Origin of the sequence: Paraburkholderia franconis, from assembly GCF_009362735.1 — a bacterium.
GTDB classification, from domain to species: Bacteria; Pseudomonadota; Gammaproteobacteria; order Burkholderiales; family Burkholderiaceae; genus Paraburkholderia; species Paraburkholderia franconis.
The window spans coordinates 170,793-184,381 of sequence record NZ_WHNP01000015.1; the positions used below are offsets into that span (position 1 = coordinate 170,793).

The following is a 13,589-nucleotide window of genomic DNA, read 5'->3' on the forward strand; positions in this document are numbered from 1 at the left end:
CTTGTCGAAGATGCAATCGCATTATCTTCTCTGATACAGGCGGTTCATGTTAATCGTGCAGTCGAACGGGAAACGACTGCTCAATTGGCTGATCCATGCGCTCAAGGTCGACTGTCTGCCACACACGGTGCTTGAGAAAATGGCCTTTTGCCGAAAAAAGTGAGCGATGTCGTCAATGCAGAGCGAGGCGCAGTTCTCAGACCATGGCGTCACCCGGGCTTGTCGCGTTCCCGAAAAACAAGGTCTGTCCTCTTTCTTTCGAACGTCGATGGGAATTAATCAGTATGGCTGATAAGTTATCCGACGCTGACGTGAATTTGTCGTAAAACCTGCGATATTTTCCGTTAGTATCCTAGGCGCGCATACAGGCATGTTGTTGTCTTTGTCGCACCTATTCGATATCGCAGTTGCGACTTTGTTCGTTTTGTCGGCGTTGTCGACACGCGCCTAGTTGTGGCGTGCAAATTTGCCATCGCCGACGCGAGCACAGTATCGCCATTGTGGTCGAGCCGCGTTTCCGGCGGCGCTTGGCGTGCTAGCGCCGGAGCTTAAATCCATGCAGCATTTTCATGTCAACGAGAGTCCTCGAGATTTCGATGTAGTGTACGAAGTAGTAAAGACGCTAGTCTCGTCCCGTGATGCCGAGCAGACGTTGGACAGATCGCTGCGTTATCTGTCATATGCGCTCGGATGGCGTTCTGCGTTCATCGCCGTCACGGAGCCGGACGGACATCTGGGCGGTCTGTGCAGCACTGGGTTGCCAGAGGGCTGGCGCGACCGTGCGCGCTTTCTGTCTGGGGAAGGGATCGTAGGACGGGTACACACGAGCGACGCGGCTGTGGTTGTGCCCGAGCTGCATGACGAACCGCTTTTCGCGGACGACATCGGAGCCGTCGGTGGATCCGACGGTGAACATGTCGCTCTGCTCGGGACTCCGATCCGGCACGAAGGGCGGCCGCTCGGCGTACTTGTGGCTTTCTGCGAGAATCCGGATGGCAAGCGCATTTTCGCCGATGACCTTCAGCTTATGAAAATTGTAGCTGCGCCGATGGCACAGGCGCTGCTGCTTCATCGCGGCGAGAAGCCCATGCGCGACTGCACAGAGCGAATCAGTCGGCCGCGTAAGACGACTATTCCTGTGCATCAGCTCGACAACACGGTCGGCGGGTCGGCGTCGATGCAGAAGGTATTTGCGCAGGTCCATCAAGTGGCGCCAGCGAGAACGACGGTGCTCTTGCGCGGCGAGAGCGGCACGGGAAAGGAATTAATCGCGCGTGCAATCTGTCGTCTGTCCCCGCGCAAGGAGCAACCATTCATCGCGGTGAACTGCGCGGCGCTCACTGAAACGCTGCTTGAAAGCGAGTTGTTCGGCCACGAGAAGGGCGCATTCACTGGGGCGCAATCTCAACGCAAGGGGCGCTTCGAGCTGGCGCACGGCGGGACACTTTTCCTCGACGAGATCGGCGATATCTCGCCAACCTTCCAGGCGAAGCTTTTGCGCGTTTTGCAAGAGCGGGAGTTCGAACGGGTAGGTGGCGCGATACCGGTAAAAGTGGACGTGAGGCTGATTGTTGCAACTAATCGCAATCTGGAACGAATGGTGAGGGACGGCGAGTTCCGCGCGGATCTGTATTACCGCATCAACGTCGTAAGCATTCTTTTGCCGCCGCTGCGCGAGCGTCGCGAGGACATTCCGGTGATGGCGCAGTATTTCCTTGATCGTTTCAACCGCGACAACGGTCGCTCATTGCGCTTCAGCGACGAAGCGTTGCGCGTGCTGTCGAGCTGTTACTGGCCCGGCAACGTGCGCGAGCTCGAGAACTGCGTTGAGCGCACCGCGACGATGACACACCATGACACGATAGATCGCCTTTCCTTCCTCTGTGAGATCGACCAGTGCCTGACGAAGGTATTGCATCACATCGAGCGGGAAGATGCCGTACGTCCCGGTCCCCCGTCGGAGTTTGCTGCGAGCGAAGCGCCGAACGCGATGGCAAGCGGCCACGCCGCCGATCTCAACGGCGGCCGGTTCGACTTCCCTGGCGGTGACGGCAAGCCGGAGGGCGAGCGTGAACGGCTCGTCTGGGCAATGGAGCGTTGTGGCTGGGTGCAGGCGAAAGCCGCGCGGCTCCTCGATATCACACCGCGGCAGATCGGTTACGCATTGCGCAAGCACGAGATCAAGGTACGTCGCTTCTGACAGACAAGTCCTGTGAGCGCACCTGCATCGCCGTGCAACGTCGCAATCCGTTCAGCTCTGTCGGGTTGATGCCAATGACGACAATCCCTGGTCCGGCATAGGGCCGCAATGGCGTTGCACGCGCCCTACAGCGATGGGTATGCAACTTGCCTGTCGTCGTGGACCTCAGATTGTCAGGAGTCGACGATGCTGTTTAAGGCGAGGACTGCCGAAGTTTTCGACGAACCAGGTTGCGCGAAGAACCGGGCCAAGAGCAAGAAAGAGCGCAAGCAAGGCTGCGCGAAGCAACTCTCGCCGGGAGCGGCGGCGGGCGGGTGCGCGTTCGACGGCGCGAAGATCGCACTGCAGCCGGTCGTTGACGTTGCTCACCTCGTTCACGGCCCGATCGCATGCGAGGGGAACTCCTGGGATAACAGGCATGCGGCATCTTCCGGATCGACGCTCTACCGTATGGGTTTCACGACTGACATCAATGAACTGGATGTAATCTATGGCGGCGAGAGGCGGCTCTTCAGTAGTGTGCGCGAGATCATAGAGAAGTACGATCCGCCCGCCGTGTTCGTCTATCAGACGTGCGTGACCGCGCTCATCGGCGACGACATAGAAGCGGTGTGCAAGCATGCGTCCGAAAAGTTCGGGAAGCCCGTCATACCGGTGAATGCCCCCGGTTTCGTGGGATCGAAGAGCTTGGGGAACAAACTCGGGGGCGAGGCGATTCTCGATTACGTGATCGGCACTCGTGAACCCGCGTACACGACGCCTTGGGACATCAACATCATCGGCGAATACAACCTCTCGGGTGAGTTGTGGCAGACGAAGCCACTCTTCGATGCGCTCGGTGTCCGTATCTTGTCCTGCATTTCCGGCGACGGCCGGTACACTGAGATAGCGAGTTCGCACCGCGCGAGGGTCAATATGGTGGTGTGCTCGAAGTCGATGATCAACATCGCGACAAAGATGCAGCAGCGCTACGGCATTCCGTACTTTGAGGGCTCATTCTACGGAATCGGCGACATGAGCGACGCGCTGCGCCGGGTCGCGAAGCTGCTAGTGCAGCAGGGCGCACCCGAGGACCTCCTCGCGCGTACCGAGCGCTTGATTGAGGCGGAAGAGGCGCGCGCATGGGCGCGCATTGAGCCGTACCGTGAGCGCCTCGATGGCAAGCGCGTGCTGCTGATCACGGGGGGGGTGAAGTCATGGTCGGTTGTGTCGGCGTTGCAGGAGGCGGGGCTCGAGATCGTCGGCACGAGTGTGAAGAAGAGCACGGAGGCCGACAAGGACAGGATCAAGGAGATCATGGGGGACGACGCGCGCATGGTCGAGAACATGACGGCGCGCGAGATGTACACGATGCTCTGCGACGCGAAAGCCGATATCATGCTGTCCGGTGGGCGCTCGCAGTTTGTCGCGCTGAAGGCGCGCATGCCGTGGCTGGACGTCAACCAGGAACGCCATCATCCATACGCCGGATATGAGGGCATCGTCGCGCTGGTGCACGAGATCGACCGGGCGATCCATAACCCGGTCTGGCGGCAGGTGCGTATTCCGGCGCCGTGGGACGACGACGGCCAGACGCTCGGTGCCGGCCGCGCGCAGTTCCCGGAGGACATGACGCCAGTGCTGCCGCTCGCGAGCGTGCAGGGTTGTGCGACAGGCGTTCGTCCGGGCGTCACAGCCTGAGCGCAGCGGGGAGTGGACATCATGGCTATAGTCGTTGAGTCAGAGAAAGCCTGCACGGTCAATCCGCTGAAAATGAGCCAACCGCTCGGCGCGAGCTATGCGGCCATGGGACTCGATGCGTGCATGCCGGTGATGCACGGCTCGCAGGGCTGCACGTCGTTCGGCCTCGTGCAGCTGGTGCGCCATTTCAGAGAGGCAATTCCGCTGCAGACCACAGCGATGAATGAAGTCACCACTATTCTCGGCGGATATGAAAATGTCGAGACAGCGCTGCTTAACATCCGTAACCGCGCGGCGCCAAAAATCATCGTGCTCTGCTCGACGGGACTCACCGAGACGAACGGGGAAGACATCGTGGGTCATCTTGCGATGGTGCGCAAACGCAAGCCCGAGCTGAACGACACCGAACTCGTCTACGTATCGACGCCGGATTATGTTGGCGCCTTCGAGAACGGCTACGGGCATGCTATTACCGCGATCGTGAAGGCGCTCGTCAAGCCGCTGCCTACTGTGCGCCAACAGGTCAATCTGCTACCCGGCAGTCATCTATCGCCGGGCGACATTGACGAACTGCGCGAGATTGTCGGTGCATTCGGGTTGGACCCGATCATACTGCCTGACGTTTCTCGCTCGCTCGACGGCCACGTTGCTCCTGTCTGGCGTGGCACCACGCTAGGCGGAACTACGCTCGATCAGATCCGGATGGCGGGTGCTTCGGCCTTCACAATCGGCGTTGGCGAGCAAACCCGCGAAGGTGCGCAGACGCTTGAGTCGATAGCTGGGATGCCGTTCGAAATTTTCGAGCGGCTCACGGGGCTGGAATCCAACGACCGGCTCTTACAGCGCCTCGCGCAACTGTCGGGGCGGGCTGTTCCGGCGAAGTATCGCCGGCAGCGCAGCCAACTGCTCGACGCCATGCTCGACGCCCACTTTTACACCGGCGGCATCAAGGTGGCCCTAGGCGCGGAACCGGACTTGCTGCTTGCAATCGGTTCGCTGCTGCAAGACATGGGCGCCGAACTGTCGGTCTGCGTCAGCACGACCACATCGGCATCGCACGCGCTACTACCGGCGAACAGGGTGGTGCTCGGTGACCTCGAAGACATGGAGCGAGCCGCGAGCAGTTGCGATCTGCTCATCACGCATTCGCACGGCAGGCAGATGGCCGCGCGCCTCGGCAAACCACTCATGCGCGTAGGCCTTCCCGTGTTCGACCGCATCGGTAACGCACATCGTTGCCAGATCGGCTATCGAGGCACGATGAACTTTATCTTCGAGATCGCAAATCTGCTGATCGCGCAGATTGCAAACCACCATCCAACCGACTGGGCGCTGCCGCAATCGTCGATCGCCGTCGCCGCAGCAGTCCCGGACATGAATTGAAGACTCCGGTCATTGCAGCCCGCACCCATGAACACACCAGGAACCCATCGCATGAGAATTGCATTTGCCACGCAGGATAAGGTGCATGTCGACGCGCACTTCGGCTGGGCGAAAAACATCGTCACGTACGATGTGACAGCCGACGACCATACGTTCGTCGAGGCTTTCGATTTTGGTGACAACCTGGAGGAGGACGCCGACGAGGACAAGCTCGAGCCGAAGCTCGAAGCGATACACGGCTGCGCGATCTTGTACGTCGCCGCTATCGGCGGTTCGGGTGCGGCGCGCGTCGTTGCACTGAAAGTCCATCCAGTCAAGGTGTCACAGCCAGAGCCGATCGAGGACATCCTGTTCAAGCTGAGGAAGGTCCTGAAGGGCACGCCGCCACCGTGGTTGCGCAAGGCGCTCGCGAAAAATGCTGGCAGATCTTACGATCCTGCAGAGGATGACGAGGTATCTCATCGCTAGGGCAATTGTCGACAAGATCGCCGCGCTTGCGGCCCAGCGAGGCCCGTGGTGCGGCGTCTGACAGGGGAGGACATGATGAATGACACGCAAGACCTGAAGGCGCGCCTGAAAAAACTCAATGCATTGGCCATGCAGGCCAAGATGGATCTGCATGACCTGTCGGAAGAACTGCCGACCAGTTGGGAGCAGATCCTGATCGTTGCGCAGCGCTGTCACGACGCGCACGCTGCGCTGATGGACGCGCGCAAGGCCGCAGCGGCGGTTTCTGGGTGAACCGCCCGGGAGCATGACATGAACCATACTTTCAGCGTGAAGCTACCAAGCGGCGAAATCTGGACACCGACCTTTGTCTCCACGCTCGACGGGCAGAAATGCATCGGCTGCGGGCGATGCTTTCGGGTGTGTTCTCGTGGTGTCTTGCAACTCGCTGGTGTAAGCGAGGACGGTGCTCTCATTCCGCTCGATGACGATGATGAAGACGAGTACCAAAAGAAAGTCATGACTATCGCTCACGCAGAGTTGTGCATCGGCTGCACGGCGTGCGCGAGGATCTGTCCGAAAAAGTGCTACAGGCACGCCGCGGCGCAGGTTTGAGCGCAAGAGGATGGCTATGGAATTCCACGCGACGCTGATGCGCCACGCGATAAACACTAACGATCCCACGGTCCTTGCGCTCGCTGGAGTGCTTTCAGCGGCGTTTGACGAGGCCGGCGTGCGCATACTGCCTATCCGCGGACTGGACGCCGACGAGACCCGCTGGCTGCTTGCGCGGTGGTTCCCCGGCGTGGACAGTGCATTATCGCTGCCACGCGGCGCATTGGCTATGACTTCGCGAGGCGGAACGCGTTACGACGAGGTCGAAGACCTCGTAACCTTGTTCAAGGCGCATGCTGATCCGTGCGCAGGTACAACCAGCGAAGTCCATTGCATTTCACATGCCTTGGCCAGCGCCTGTGTGCGGGACAAACACCTGTGGCAGGACTTGCGCCTTCCTTCGCGGCGTGAATTGTCGGCGCTGCTCGACTACTGGTTTCCACGGCTCGCTGAAAAAAACGTCCACGGCATGAAGTGGAAAAAATTCCTCCACAAGCAACTGTGCGAGCGAGAGGCGTTGTTTATCTGCAAGGCTCCGTACTGCGGCGATTGCGCCGATTTCGCCGATTGCTTCGGACCCGAATGAAGATTCCGGCTACCCCAAGTAGTGAGCATGCGCCCGCGCGGAAGGTGCGATGACTGTCAGGTCCGACACTGACACTCGAACGGCTGTCAGTAGCTCGCATGGAGTTTCGCGGCAGCCGGGCCGAGGATGTATTGCCAGTCTGTGGCAATTATCGCGACCCGGACTGTGCGAGCAAAGCTTCCACGACGTCGAAACCCACACAATCGATAGGATCCAGCTTGCGTAGCTTGGCGATCAGCTTCAGTGCAGCGGCGCGCTCGCCGCGCCGCACGCTGATGAACGCCAGCGCCTTTAGCGTGAAAAGCCAGAAGCGGCCAGGACCCGGAATGGTGAAGTTGGCGTCGCCCGGCTGTACCGCACACCAGTTGCTGTCGATCGACGCTTGCCGGGCGGCGACCGCCAAAGCCTTGGTCGCGACCTCCTGCGCCTCGCCAAGTTCACCACGATTCGCGTGGAACTTATACAGGAGATAGTAGGGGGGCAGGCAGCGCGGGTACGTCAGAACCGCAGTCCACAACGCGGCGGCGACATCCTCATCGTTGCCGCCGCGGGTTGTATCGATCAGCTGTAGCACGGCGGGAGGGACGTCGCCGCCGAAGAGGTCGGTCGATTCGGTACCGGTAATGAGGTTCATCAACTTGCTCCGATGGTGAGGCTCCCCCCCGCTTTTGCGAAGTCGGGAGCTGATTTGATAAAGATGTGTTTCTCTACCCGAACTTGAACAGGATGCCATGCCCGCCGCGTGGGTACGCCCACTCGAGGTTTTGGTGGTCCGTGCACAGAATGCGGCAACTGCCGCATTCCAGGCAGCCGTCGGTAATCAGCGTGACCGAGCCGTTGTTCTCCTTCCGATAACAGGACGCCGGGCACACGAACGTGCAGCTTTTGTCGGCACAGTCGTTGGTGCAGACGTCAACGTTTTTGATGTGGACGTGCGGCCGCCCTACGTCCACGCGGTAGCGGTTCTGAAACAGCTTTTCCTCGATGTTGACAGTGACCGTTTTCATCGGAAGGCCCTCCAGAATTTGTATGCGTCGCCGACGAGCCCGGTCAGTGATCGACTTTCGCGGAAACTTGCCATAACCTCCTGCTTCTTGGTCTTCTTGTCGACGCCATCCACGGTAATCATGGTGCGGGCCGCCTTGGCGACGAGATCAGGGTATGTCGTAAAGAACTGTGGACTGCGGTGCAGGATTTTCGGCATGTCGCGGTACTTGTATAAGTCCTTCATCACGAAGCTGTCGTCGAGCGCGTCCTTATAGGTCGCTAGTGCGTTAGCGCGGTAGCCACGGCCAACCAATTTTGCGGCGATGGCAGTTTCGGCGGCGAGGCGTCCTGTCGTCATGGCGAGGTTGCAACCTTCGCGATGCGCGGCGTTGACGAAGCCGCCGGAGTCACCGACGATCATCCAGCCATTGCCGTACACTTGCGGAATCGCATCGAAGCCCCCTTCGGGGATCAGGTGGGCGCAGTACTCCTTCATCTCGCCGCCGGCGATGAGCGGCGCGATCGATGGATGACGCTTCATTTTTTCGAGCAGCACATACGGGCTCACGCGGTTCGAGTTTTTTTTGAAGTCGCTCAGCATGCACCCGACGCCGATGGTCAGCGATTCTTTGTTCGTGTAGAGGAACCCCGTTCCTGCCATGCCTTCGGTGATCCGGCCAACCATCTCGATCACGACGCCTTCCTCATCGGCAACGTTAAAGCGCTGGCGAATGGTCTCCTCGGGGATGAAGAGAATCTCCTTCACAGCCAGCGCGACGTTGCTCGCCTCAATTTCGCCGTGAAAGCCCGCCTTGCGTGCGAGCGTTGAGTTGACCCCGTCCGCGAGAATCACAATGTCCGCATAGACCTCGCCCTGTTCCCGGTCGCATTGCACGCCGACCACCTGGTCTCCATCCATGATCAGGTGATTCACCGTGGTCTCGCAGATCAGCAATGCGCCGGCCTCGCGCACCTTTGACGAGAACCACTTGTCGAACTGGGCACGGATGATCGTGTAGCGGTTGTACGGTGGCTTGTTGTAGTCGTCGCTACGCACGTGCGTACCCACGAACGAAGTATCGTCGAGCATCCACATGCGCTGCTCGATGATGTGGCGCTCGAGTGGAGCGTGGTCACGGAAGTCCGGAATGATCTGTTCCAGTGCGTTCGCGTAGAGAATCGCGCCTTGAACGTTTTTGCTGCCCGGATATTCGCCGCGCTCGATCTGAAGCACCTTCAGTCCGCGCTTGGCCATCACGTAAGCCGCGGCGTTGCCGGACGGTCCGGCACCAACGACGATCGCATCGAATCGCGAGGTTTTTTTCATCATGCTCTCCTTGTACTCCTCATCTGCTGCAGCTCCAGATGGTCCTTGCACGCCTGCGTCAGCGCCGGCAGCAGTTGCAGTGCGTCCGCGACGATGCCATAGTGCGCGTAGTCGAAAATCGGTGCGTTCGGGTCGGTGTTGATCGCGACGATGACGTCAGAACTCTCCATACCGACGCGGTGCTGGATCGCGCCCGAGATGCCCGCCGCGATGTAGAGTTTCGGCCGCACGGTTTTGCCTGTCTGCCCGACCTGCCGGTCGGCTTCCACCCAGCCCGCCTGCACGCACGGACGGGTCGCGCCAACTTCGCCGCCGAGCACGCGTGCGAGATCGAACACGAGCCGGAAATTCTCCGGGTTTTTTAGTCCCTTGCCGCCGCTGACTATGACGTCGGCGTAGGGGAGGTTGATCTGGTTGCTTTTTGCATCGGCGATGAAGTCGAGCAATTTGGTCACAATGTCGGCCTCAACGATCCCAAGCGCCTCCTTCACGATCTCGCCGCCGCGGCCCGTCTGCGCCTGGGGCATCGCCATGACCCGCGGGCGCACCGTCGCCATCTGCGGGCGGTATGCGAGCGTCATGATCGTACAAAGCAGCGAGCCGCCGAAAGTCGGCCGCGTGGCCGCCAGCGCGCGCGAGGCCGGATCAATGTTCAACTCGGTGCAGTCGGCGGTGAGGCCGGTCGAGAGCGTCGTTGCCACAGAGCCGGCGAGATCTCGGCCCATTGAGGTTGCACCGAGCAGCAGGATTTCAGGGCGGTATTTGTTGACCAGATCGGTCAGCCCCTTTGTGAACGGCTCGTTGCGATAACCGAGCAACACCGGATCGTGAATCACGTATGCCTTGTCCGCGCCGAAACTGAACGCTTGGGTGGCAAACTGTTCAAGCGGCTCGTCGGTACCGCCGAGCGCCACCACGGCGACGTTGCTGGCGAGTTTGTCCGCGAGCTTGCGCGCCTCACCGAGCAGTTCCCATGACACGCTATGTACGTGACCGCGGTCGTGCTCAAGAAAGACCCAAACACCCTCGTAGGCTTTCAGGTGCTCGGGCAGCTCGAGGTTACGGCCGCCGGCCAGTCTGGCTGGCGCGGCCGGTTTCTTGTCCGAGGCATCGGGCGAGTTCATGAGTCCCTCTTCATCAGCACGTCCGCCTCCAGTGTCGGATGGCGAGTGAATATCTTCTGCACCAGTTTCAGCGACACGTCGCGCAGGCTAGACGCGCCGAGTTCGAGCATCTCAGCCTTTTCACCACGCGGCGTCGGGCCGAACACTTTGCTGACGACGGTAGGTGAGCCTTTCAGCCCGATTTTGTTCGCGTCCTCAATGCCGGCCTGCTCGCGGTTCCATTTACGCACTGGGAAGCCTGCCGCGTGGATCATTGTGGGCAGTGTTGCGAAGCGCAGTTCGTTCGTGTTCTCGAGCATTGTGACAAGACATGGCAATGCAGTTTTGAGTACCTGCACGCCGCCTTCGGCTCGGCGCTCGACGACGATCGTCCGCGCGTTGAAGTCGATCTCGACGATCTTGGACACATAAGTAAGTAACTGGACGCCGAGGCGCCTGGCGATGCCGGGGCCGACCTGGGCGGTGTCGCCGTCGATCGTCTGTTTGCCGGTGAAGACGATGTCCACCGCCTGTTCCTTTGCGATCTGCCTGACCGCGGTGGCGAGCGCATACGATGTCGCGAGCGTGTCGGCGCCAGCGAACGCACGATCGGTGACGAGCACGGCGTCGTCGGCGCCATAGCTGACGCATTTACGCAGCGCGTCCTCAGCCTGTGGCGGTCCCATGCAGAGCATCGTAACCGTGCCGCCGAAGCGATCCTTTATCCGCAACGCTTCTTCCAGCGAGAACAGGTCGTACGGGTTCACGATTGCCGGCACGCCTTGGCGCATGATGGTGTTGGTGACAGGATGAACCCGGATCTGCGCCGAGTCGGGGACCTGCTTGATGCAGACGACAATATGCATTGAGGCACTCCGGGTCAGGCGGCGCCACGGGCGAGCAACGACGCGCGCACCTTGTCAAGGGAGACGAGCCTCCGTCCGTCCGCTTCCTGGAAAACCTTGAATACCTTCTGCTCCGCAGGCGTGGACACAACAAAGTCGTTGTAGGCCTTCTGGAGCAGACTTCGGTAGACGTTGAGCACGGCCGTCGCGTTGTCACGCGGCAGTTGTTCCTGTTGCTCGATGTACTGGAAGAAGCGCTTGAGGATGTGCAGGCGGCTCACGTTCACCACCTTTTCATCGAATGTTATCTCGAAGAATCGCATGAAATCTTCGATCGAAGAAAGGTGATGCAGTTGTTCGATAGCTCTTTGCATGTCGTTGCTCCTATTGGACAAGTTTGGCGCGATAAGCACGCTCAAGACGTCTCCATTCGCGTGCCGCGGGCTTGGGCCAGGAATTGGTGCAGATCTCTTGCGCTGGGCGCCTGCTTGTACTGCGTGGCGAAAGAGCGGATGCGCGCAAGCAGCCGCGGGATGAGTCGCTCCCCCACCCTCACGCCCAAAGCGTCGTAGGCCTCACGCACGCTTTGAGATCCAGAGTGTTTCCCTAGTATCATCGACCGTTGCCGGCCGAGCTCAGCTGGGTCGAATCCCTCGTAGGTGGTGGGATGCTTGGCGACGCCGTCGGTGTGTATGCCCGACTCGTGAGTAAAGACACCTCGACCGACGATGCTCTTGTTGAATGAAACCGTACGGCCTGACGCCTGCTCGACCAACGAGGAAATGTCGAGCAGCGCTCTCGTGTCGACGCCGGTGTCCCGTCCCAGCAGGTGCCGCACGCCCATCACGATTTCTTCCAGCGCCGCATTGCCGGCACGCTCACCCAAGCCGTTGACGGTGGTGTTCGCATGCGTGGCGCCGGCCGCAAGAGCGGCGAGCGTGTTGGCTGTGGCAAGCCCGAGATCGTCGTGTGCATGAATTTCGACCTCGAGATCGACGGCATCGCGCAGCGCTGCAATGGCGTGGAAGGTCTTAAAGGGATCCAGCATACCGACGGTATCTGCAAAGCGCACACGCTGCGCCCCATATCGCTGCGCGCAGCGAGCGACTTCTATGAGGAACGAGGGGTCCGCGCGCGAGGCGTCCTCCATGCCGAGAGAAATCTTGGAGTGATTTTTCGCTGCTTCCTCGACGACGCGTGCGACTTGCGCCAGTACCCAACTGCGCGACTGCCGCAGCTTGTGCTGCAAATGAATGTCCGAAACGGGAATCGAGAGATGAACGATATCAGCATGGCAGCGCAAGGCCGCGGTGAGATCCCCGTCGGTAAGCCGCCCCCAAACCATCAGACGGGCGTCGAGCTTCAGGCCGACAATAGCCTCGATGCACGCGATTTCGTCTTCGCCCATCGCGGGAATTCCGATTTCGAGTTCGGCCACCCCCGCTCGCGACAGTGATGCGGCGATCGCGCATTTTTCCTCAAGGCGAAACGCGACACCGGCGGCCTGCTCGCCGTCGCGGAGTGTTGTGTCGTTGATGATCGGTTTGAGCATGTCAGCGGTCTCTAGAAATTGTCACCGATGGATCTGCAAAGCTCGTGCCAGACAGGCATCATCCTTGAAAGAGCGCTTTGCTGGGATGTCGGCCGGTTATATGTCGATTACGGGCGACGTTGTTCGTGTCGCCAATGTCCTTTTTCTGACAATGCCGCCGTGATGCATCGTTGCGGTCGATATAATAATTAGTTAAACGAAATTATTTGGTTAATGCAAGTAACGCAAAGATGATGTTTGTTGCAACAGCGACAGAATAGAGCGCGTTTGTCGGTTTTGAATGCCGGCGCAGCCCGACAAGACCGCGCCGGAGCCTCACCAGTCCCGCATATGAACGGGACCCCGAAGCGAATCCCGTTCGAGTGGCACGGATCTCGCTCTTGTCTGCCGCGCGACCACCGTCGGTTGCGAGGAGATGTCCATGGACGATAGCGCGAACGACAGCATGCTGGCCTCGACTGCCTGTATCGGTATCGGGCAGATTACGCGCCTGGGGTGCACCGTCGAAGCGTCCGCCCCGGGCCGCTGTGGTTCACGCGGTGGTGAGAGTCACTCTGGCCGTGGTTCGTCGGGCATACCCGACGGTCTGCCGACAGAGGTGTGGGAAAAGGTAAAGAACCATCCGTGCTATTCGGAAGAGGCGCATCGTCATTATGCGCGCATGCATGTGGCGGTGGCCCCGGCCTGCAACATTCAGTGCAACTACTGCAATCGCAAATATGACTGTTCGAACGAGTCGCGGCCCGGCGTTGTGTCGCAGAAGCTGACGCCGGAGCAGGCAGTAAAAAAGGTGGTGGCCGTCGCCGCCCGGATTCCGCAGTTGACCGTGCTCGGCATTGCGGGTCCCGGGGATTCACTGGCCAA

Annotated in this window: 14 protein-coding genes and 1 pseudogene; 8 read left to right on the forward strand and 7 right to left on the reverse strand. The window is 60.0% G+C overall.

The annotated features are described in order from the left end of the window. Positions 1-556: 556 nt before the first annotated feature. The 7 genes from nifA (at position 557) to GCT13_RS18425 (ending at position 6,911) form a co-directional block, all read left to right on the forward strand. Positions 557-2,200: a nif-specific transcriptional activator NifA gene (gene nifA, locus GCT13_RS18395; protein ID WP_087740383.1), complete on the forward strand. Its 1,644-nt coding sequence runs from the start codon at positions 557-559 to the stop codon at positions 2,198-2,200. Between the two features lie 186 nt (positions 2,201-2,386). After that, positions 2,387-3,880, forward strand: coding sequence for a nitrogenase iron-molybdenum cofactor biosynthesis protein NifE (nifE, locus tag GCT13_RS18400; protein ID WP_087740384.1), 1,494 nt, complete (start codon positions 2,387-2,389; stop codon positions 3,878-3,880). 21 nt (positions 3,881-3,901) lie between these two features. Then, a complete protein-coding gene (nifN, locus tag GCT13_RS18405) occupies positions 3,902-5,263 on the forward strand; it encodes a nitrogenase iron-molybdenum cofactor biosynthesis protein NifN (protein ID WP_087740394.1) in 1,362 nt (453 codons plus the stop codon). 51 nt (positions 5,264-5,314) lie between these two features. Continuing rightward, a complete protein-coding gene (gene nifX, locus GCT13_RS18410; protein ID WP_087740385.1) occupies positions 5,315-5,731 on the forward strand; it encodes a nitrogen fixation protein NifX in 417 nt (138 codons plus the stop codon). A 72-nt stretch (positions 5,732-5,803) separates the two neighbouring features. After that, positions 5,804-6,004, forward strand: a complete 201-nt coding sequence (locus GCT13_RS18415) for a CCE_0567 family metalloprotein (protein WP_087740386.1) — start codon at positions 5,804-5,806, stop codon at positions 6,002-6,004. Between the two features lie 18 nt (positions 6,005-6,022). Continuing rightward, positions 6,023-6,325: a ferredoxin III, nif-specific gene (fdxB, locus tag GCT13_RS18420; RefSeq protein ID WP_087740387.1), complete on the forward strand. Its 303-nt coding sequence runs from the start codon at positions 6,023-6,025 to the stop codon at positions 6,323-6,325. 16 nt (positions 6,326-6,341) lie between these two features. After that, positions 6,342-6,911, forward strand: a complete 570-nt coding sequence (locus GCT13_RS18425; protein ID WP_087740395.1) for a nitrogen fixation protein NifQ — start codon at positions 6,342-6,344, stop codon at positions 6,909-6,911. A gap of 148 nt (positions 6,912-7,059) precedes the next feature. Here the strand turns inward: GCT13_RS18425 and GCT13_RS18430 are convergent, their stop codons facing one another. The 7 genes from GCT13_RS18430 to nifV form a co-directional block, all read right to left on the reverse strand. Next, positions 7,060-7,545: a hypothetical protein gene (locus GCT13_RS18430; RefSeq protein ID WP_087740396.1), complete on the reverse strand. Its 486-nt coding sequence runs from the start codon at positions 7,543-7,545 to the stop codon at positions 7,060-7,062. A 73-nt stretch (positions 7,546-7,618) separates the two neighbouring features. Next, the gene (locus GCT13_RS18435; RefSeq protein ID WP_087740388.1) at positions 7,619-7,918 is read right to left on the reverse strand and encodes a ferredoxin family protein; all 300 of its coding nucleotides are present in this window, start codon (positions 7,916-7,918) and stop codon (positions 7,619-7,621) included. Beyond that, positions 7,915-9,225 (reverse strand): FAD-dependent monooxygenase, encoded by a 1,311-nt coding sequence (locus tag GCT13_RS18440; protein WP_087740397.1) that lies wholly within the window; start codon positions 9,223-9,225, stop codon positions 7,915-7,917. Before GCT13_RS18440 ends, GCT13_RS18435 begins: the two co-directional genes overlap by 4 nt. Continuing rightward, positions 9,225-10,349 carry an electron transfer flavoprotein subunit alpha/FixB family protein gene (locus GCT13_RS18445; RefSeq protein ID WP_087740389.1) on the reverse strand — a complete coding sequence of 375 codons (1,125 nt, stop codon included), beginning with the start codon at positions 10,347-10,349 and terminating at the stop codon, positions 9,225-9,227. The genes GCT13_RS18440 and GCT13_RS18445 overlap by 1 nt, the downstream gene beginning before the upstream one ends. Then, positions 10,346-11,194 (reverse strand): electron transfer flavoprotein subunit beta/FixA family protein, encoded by an 849-nt coding sequence (locus tag GCT13_RS18450; RefSeq protein ID WP_087740390.1) that lies wholly within the window; start codon positions 11,192-11,194, stop codon positions 10,346-10,348. Before GCT13_RS18450 ends, GCT13_RS18445 begins: the two co-directional genes overlap by 4 nt. A gap of 14 nt (positions 11,195-11,208) precedes the next feature. Then, entirely contained in the window at positions 11,209-11,547 is a 339-nt protein-coding gene (gene nifW / locus GCT13_RS18455; RefSeq protein ID WP_087740391.1) for a nitrogenase stabilizing/protective protein NifW, read from the reverse strand. A gap of 41 nt (positions 11,548-11,588) precedes the next feature. After that, the gene (nifV, locus tag GCT13_RS18460; RefSeq protein ID WP_087740392.1) at positions 11,589-12,725 is read right to left on the reverse strand and encodes a homocitrate synthase; all 1,137 of its coding nucleotides are present in this window, start codon (positions 12,723-12,725) and stop codon (positions 11,589-11,591) included. Positions 12,726-13,146: 421 nt separating this feature from the next. Between nifV and GCT13_RS18465 the strand changes: the two are divergent. Further along, positions 13,147-13,589: pseudogene (locus GCT13_RS18465) on the forward strand (nitrogenase cofactor biosynthesis protein NifB); the annotation flags it as partial.

Coding starts and splice junctions, on each gene's coding strand:
- GCT13_RS18430 (WP_087740396.1), bottom strand. CDS start 7,545: ATGAACCTCATTACCGGTACCGAATCGACCGACCTCTTCGGCGGCGAC.
- fdxB (WP_087740387.1), top strand. CDS start 6,023: ATGAACCATACTTTCAGCGTGAAGCTACCAAGCGGCGAAATCTGGACA.
- nifW (WP_087740391.1), bottom strand. CDS start 11,547: ATGCAAAGAGCTATCGAACAACTGCATCACCTTTCTTCGATCGAAGAT.
- GCT13_RS18445 (WP_087740389.1), bottom strand. CDS start 10,349: ATGAACTCGCCCGATGCCTCGGACAAGAAACCGGCCGCGCCAGCCAGA.
- GCT13_RS18415 (WP_087740386.1), top strand. CDS start 5,804: ATGATGAATGACACGCAAGACCTGAAGGCGCGCCTGAAAAAACTCAAT.
- GCT13_RS18425 (WP_087740395.1), top strand. CDS start 6,342: ATGGAATTCCACGCGACGCTGATGCGCCACGCGATAAACACTAACGAT.
- nifV (WP_087740392.1), bottom strand. CDS start 12,725: ATGCTCAAACCGATCATCAACGACACAACACTCCGCGACGGCGAGCAG.
- nifN (WP_087740394.1), top strand. CDS start 3,902: ATGGCTATAGTCGTTGAGTCAGAGAAAGCCTGCACGGTCAATCCGCTG.
- GCT13_RS18450 (WP_087740390.1), bottom strand. CDS start 11,194: ATGCATATTGTCGTCTGCATCAAGCAGGTCCCCGACTCGGCGCAGATC.
- nifX (WP_087740385.1), top strand. CDS start 5,315: ATGAGAATTGCATTTGCCACGCAGGATAAGGTGCATGTCGACGCGCAC.
- GCT13_RS18435 (WP_087740388.1), bottom strand. CDS start 7,918: ATGAAAACGGTCACTGTCAACATCGAGGAAAAGCTGTTTCAGAACCGC.
- nifA (WP_087740383.1), top strand. CDS start 557: ATGCAGCATTTTCATGTCAACGAGAGTCCTCGAGATTTCGATGTAGTG.
- nifE (WP_087740384.1), top strand. CDS start 2,387: ATGCTGTTTAAGGCGAGGACTGCCGAAGTTTTCGACGAACCAGGTTGC.
- GCT13_RS18440 (WP_087740397.1), bottom strand. CDS start 9,225: ATGAAAAAAACCTCGCGATTCGATGCGATCGTCGTTGGTGCCGGACCG.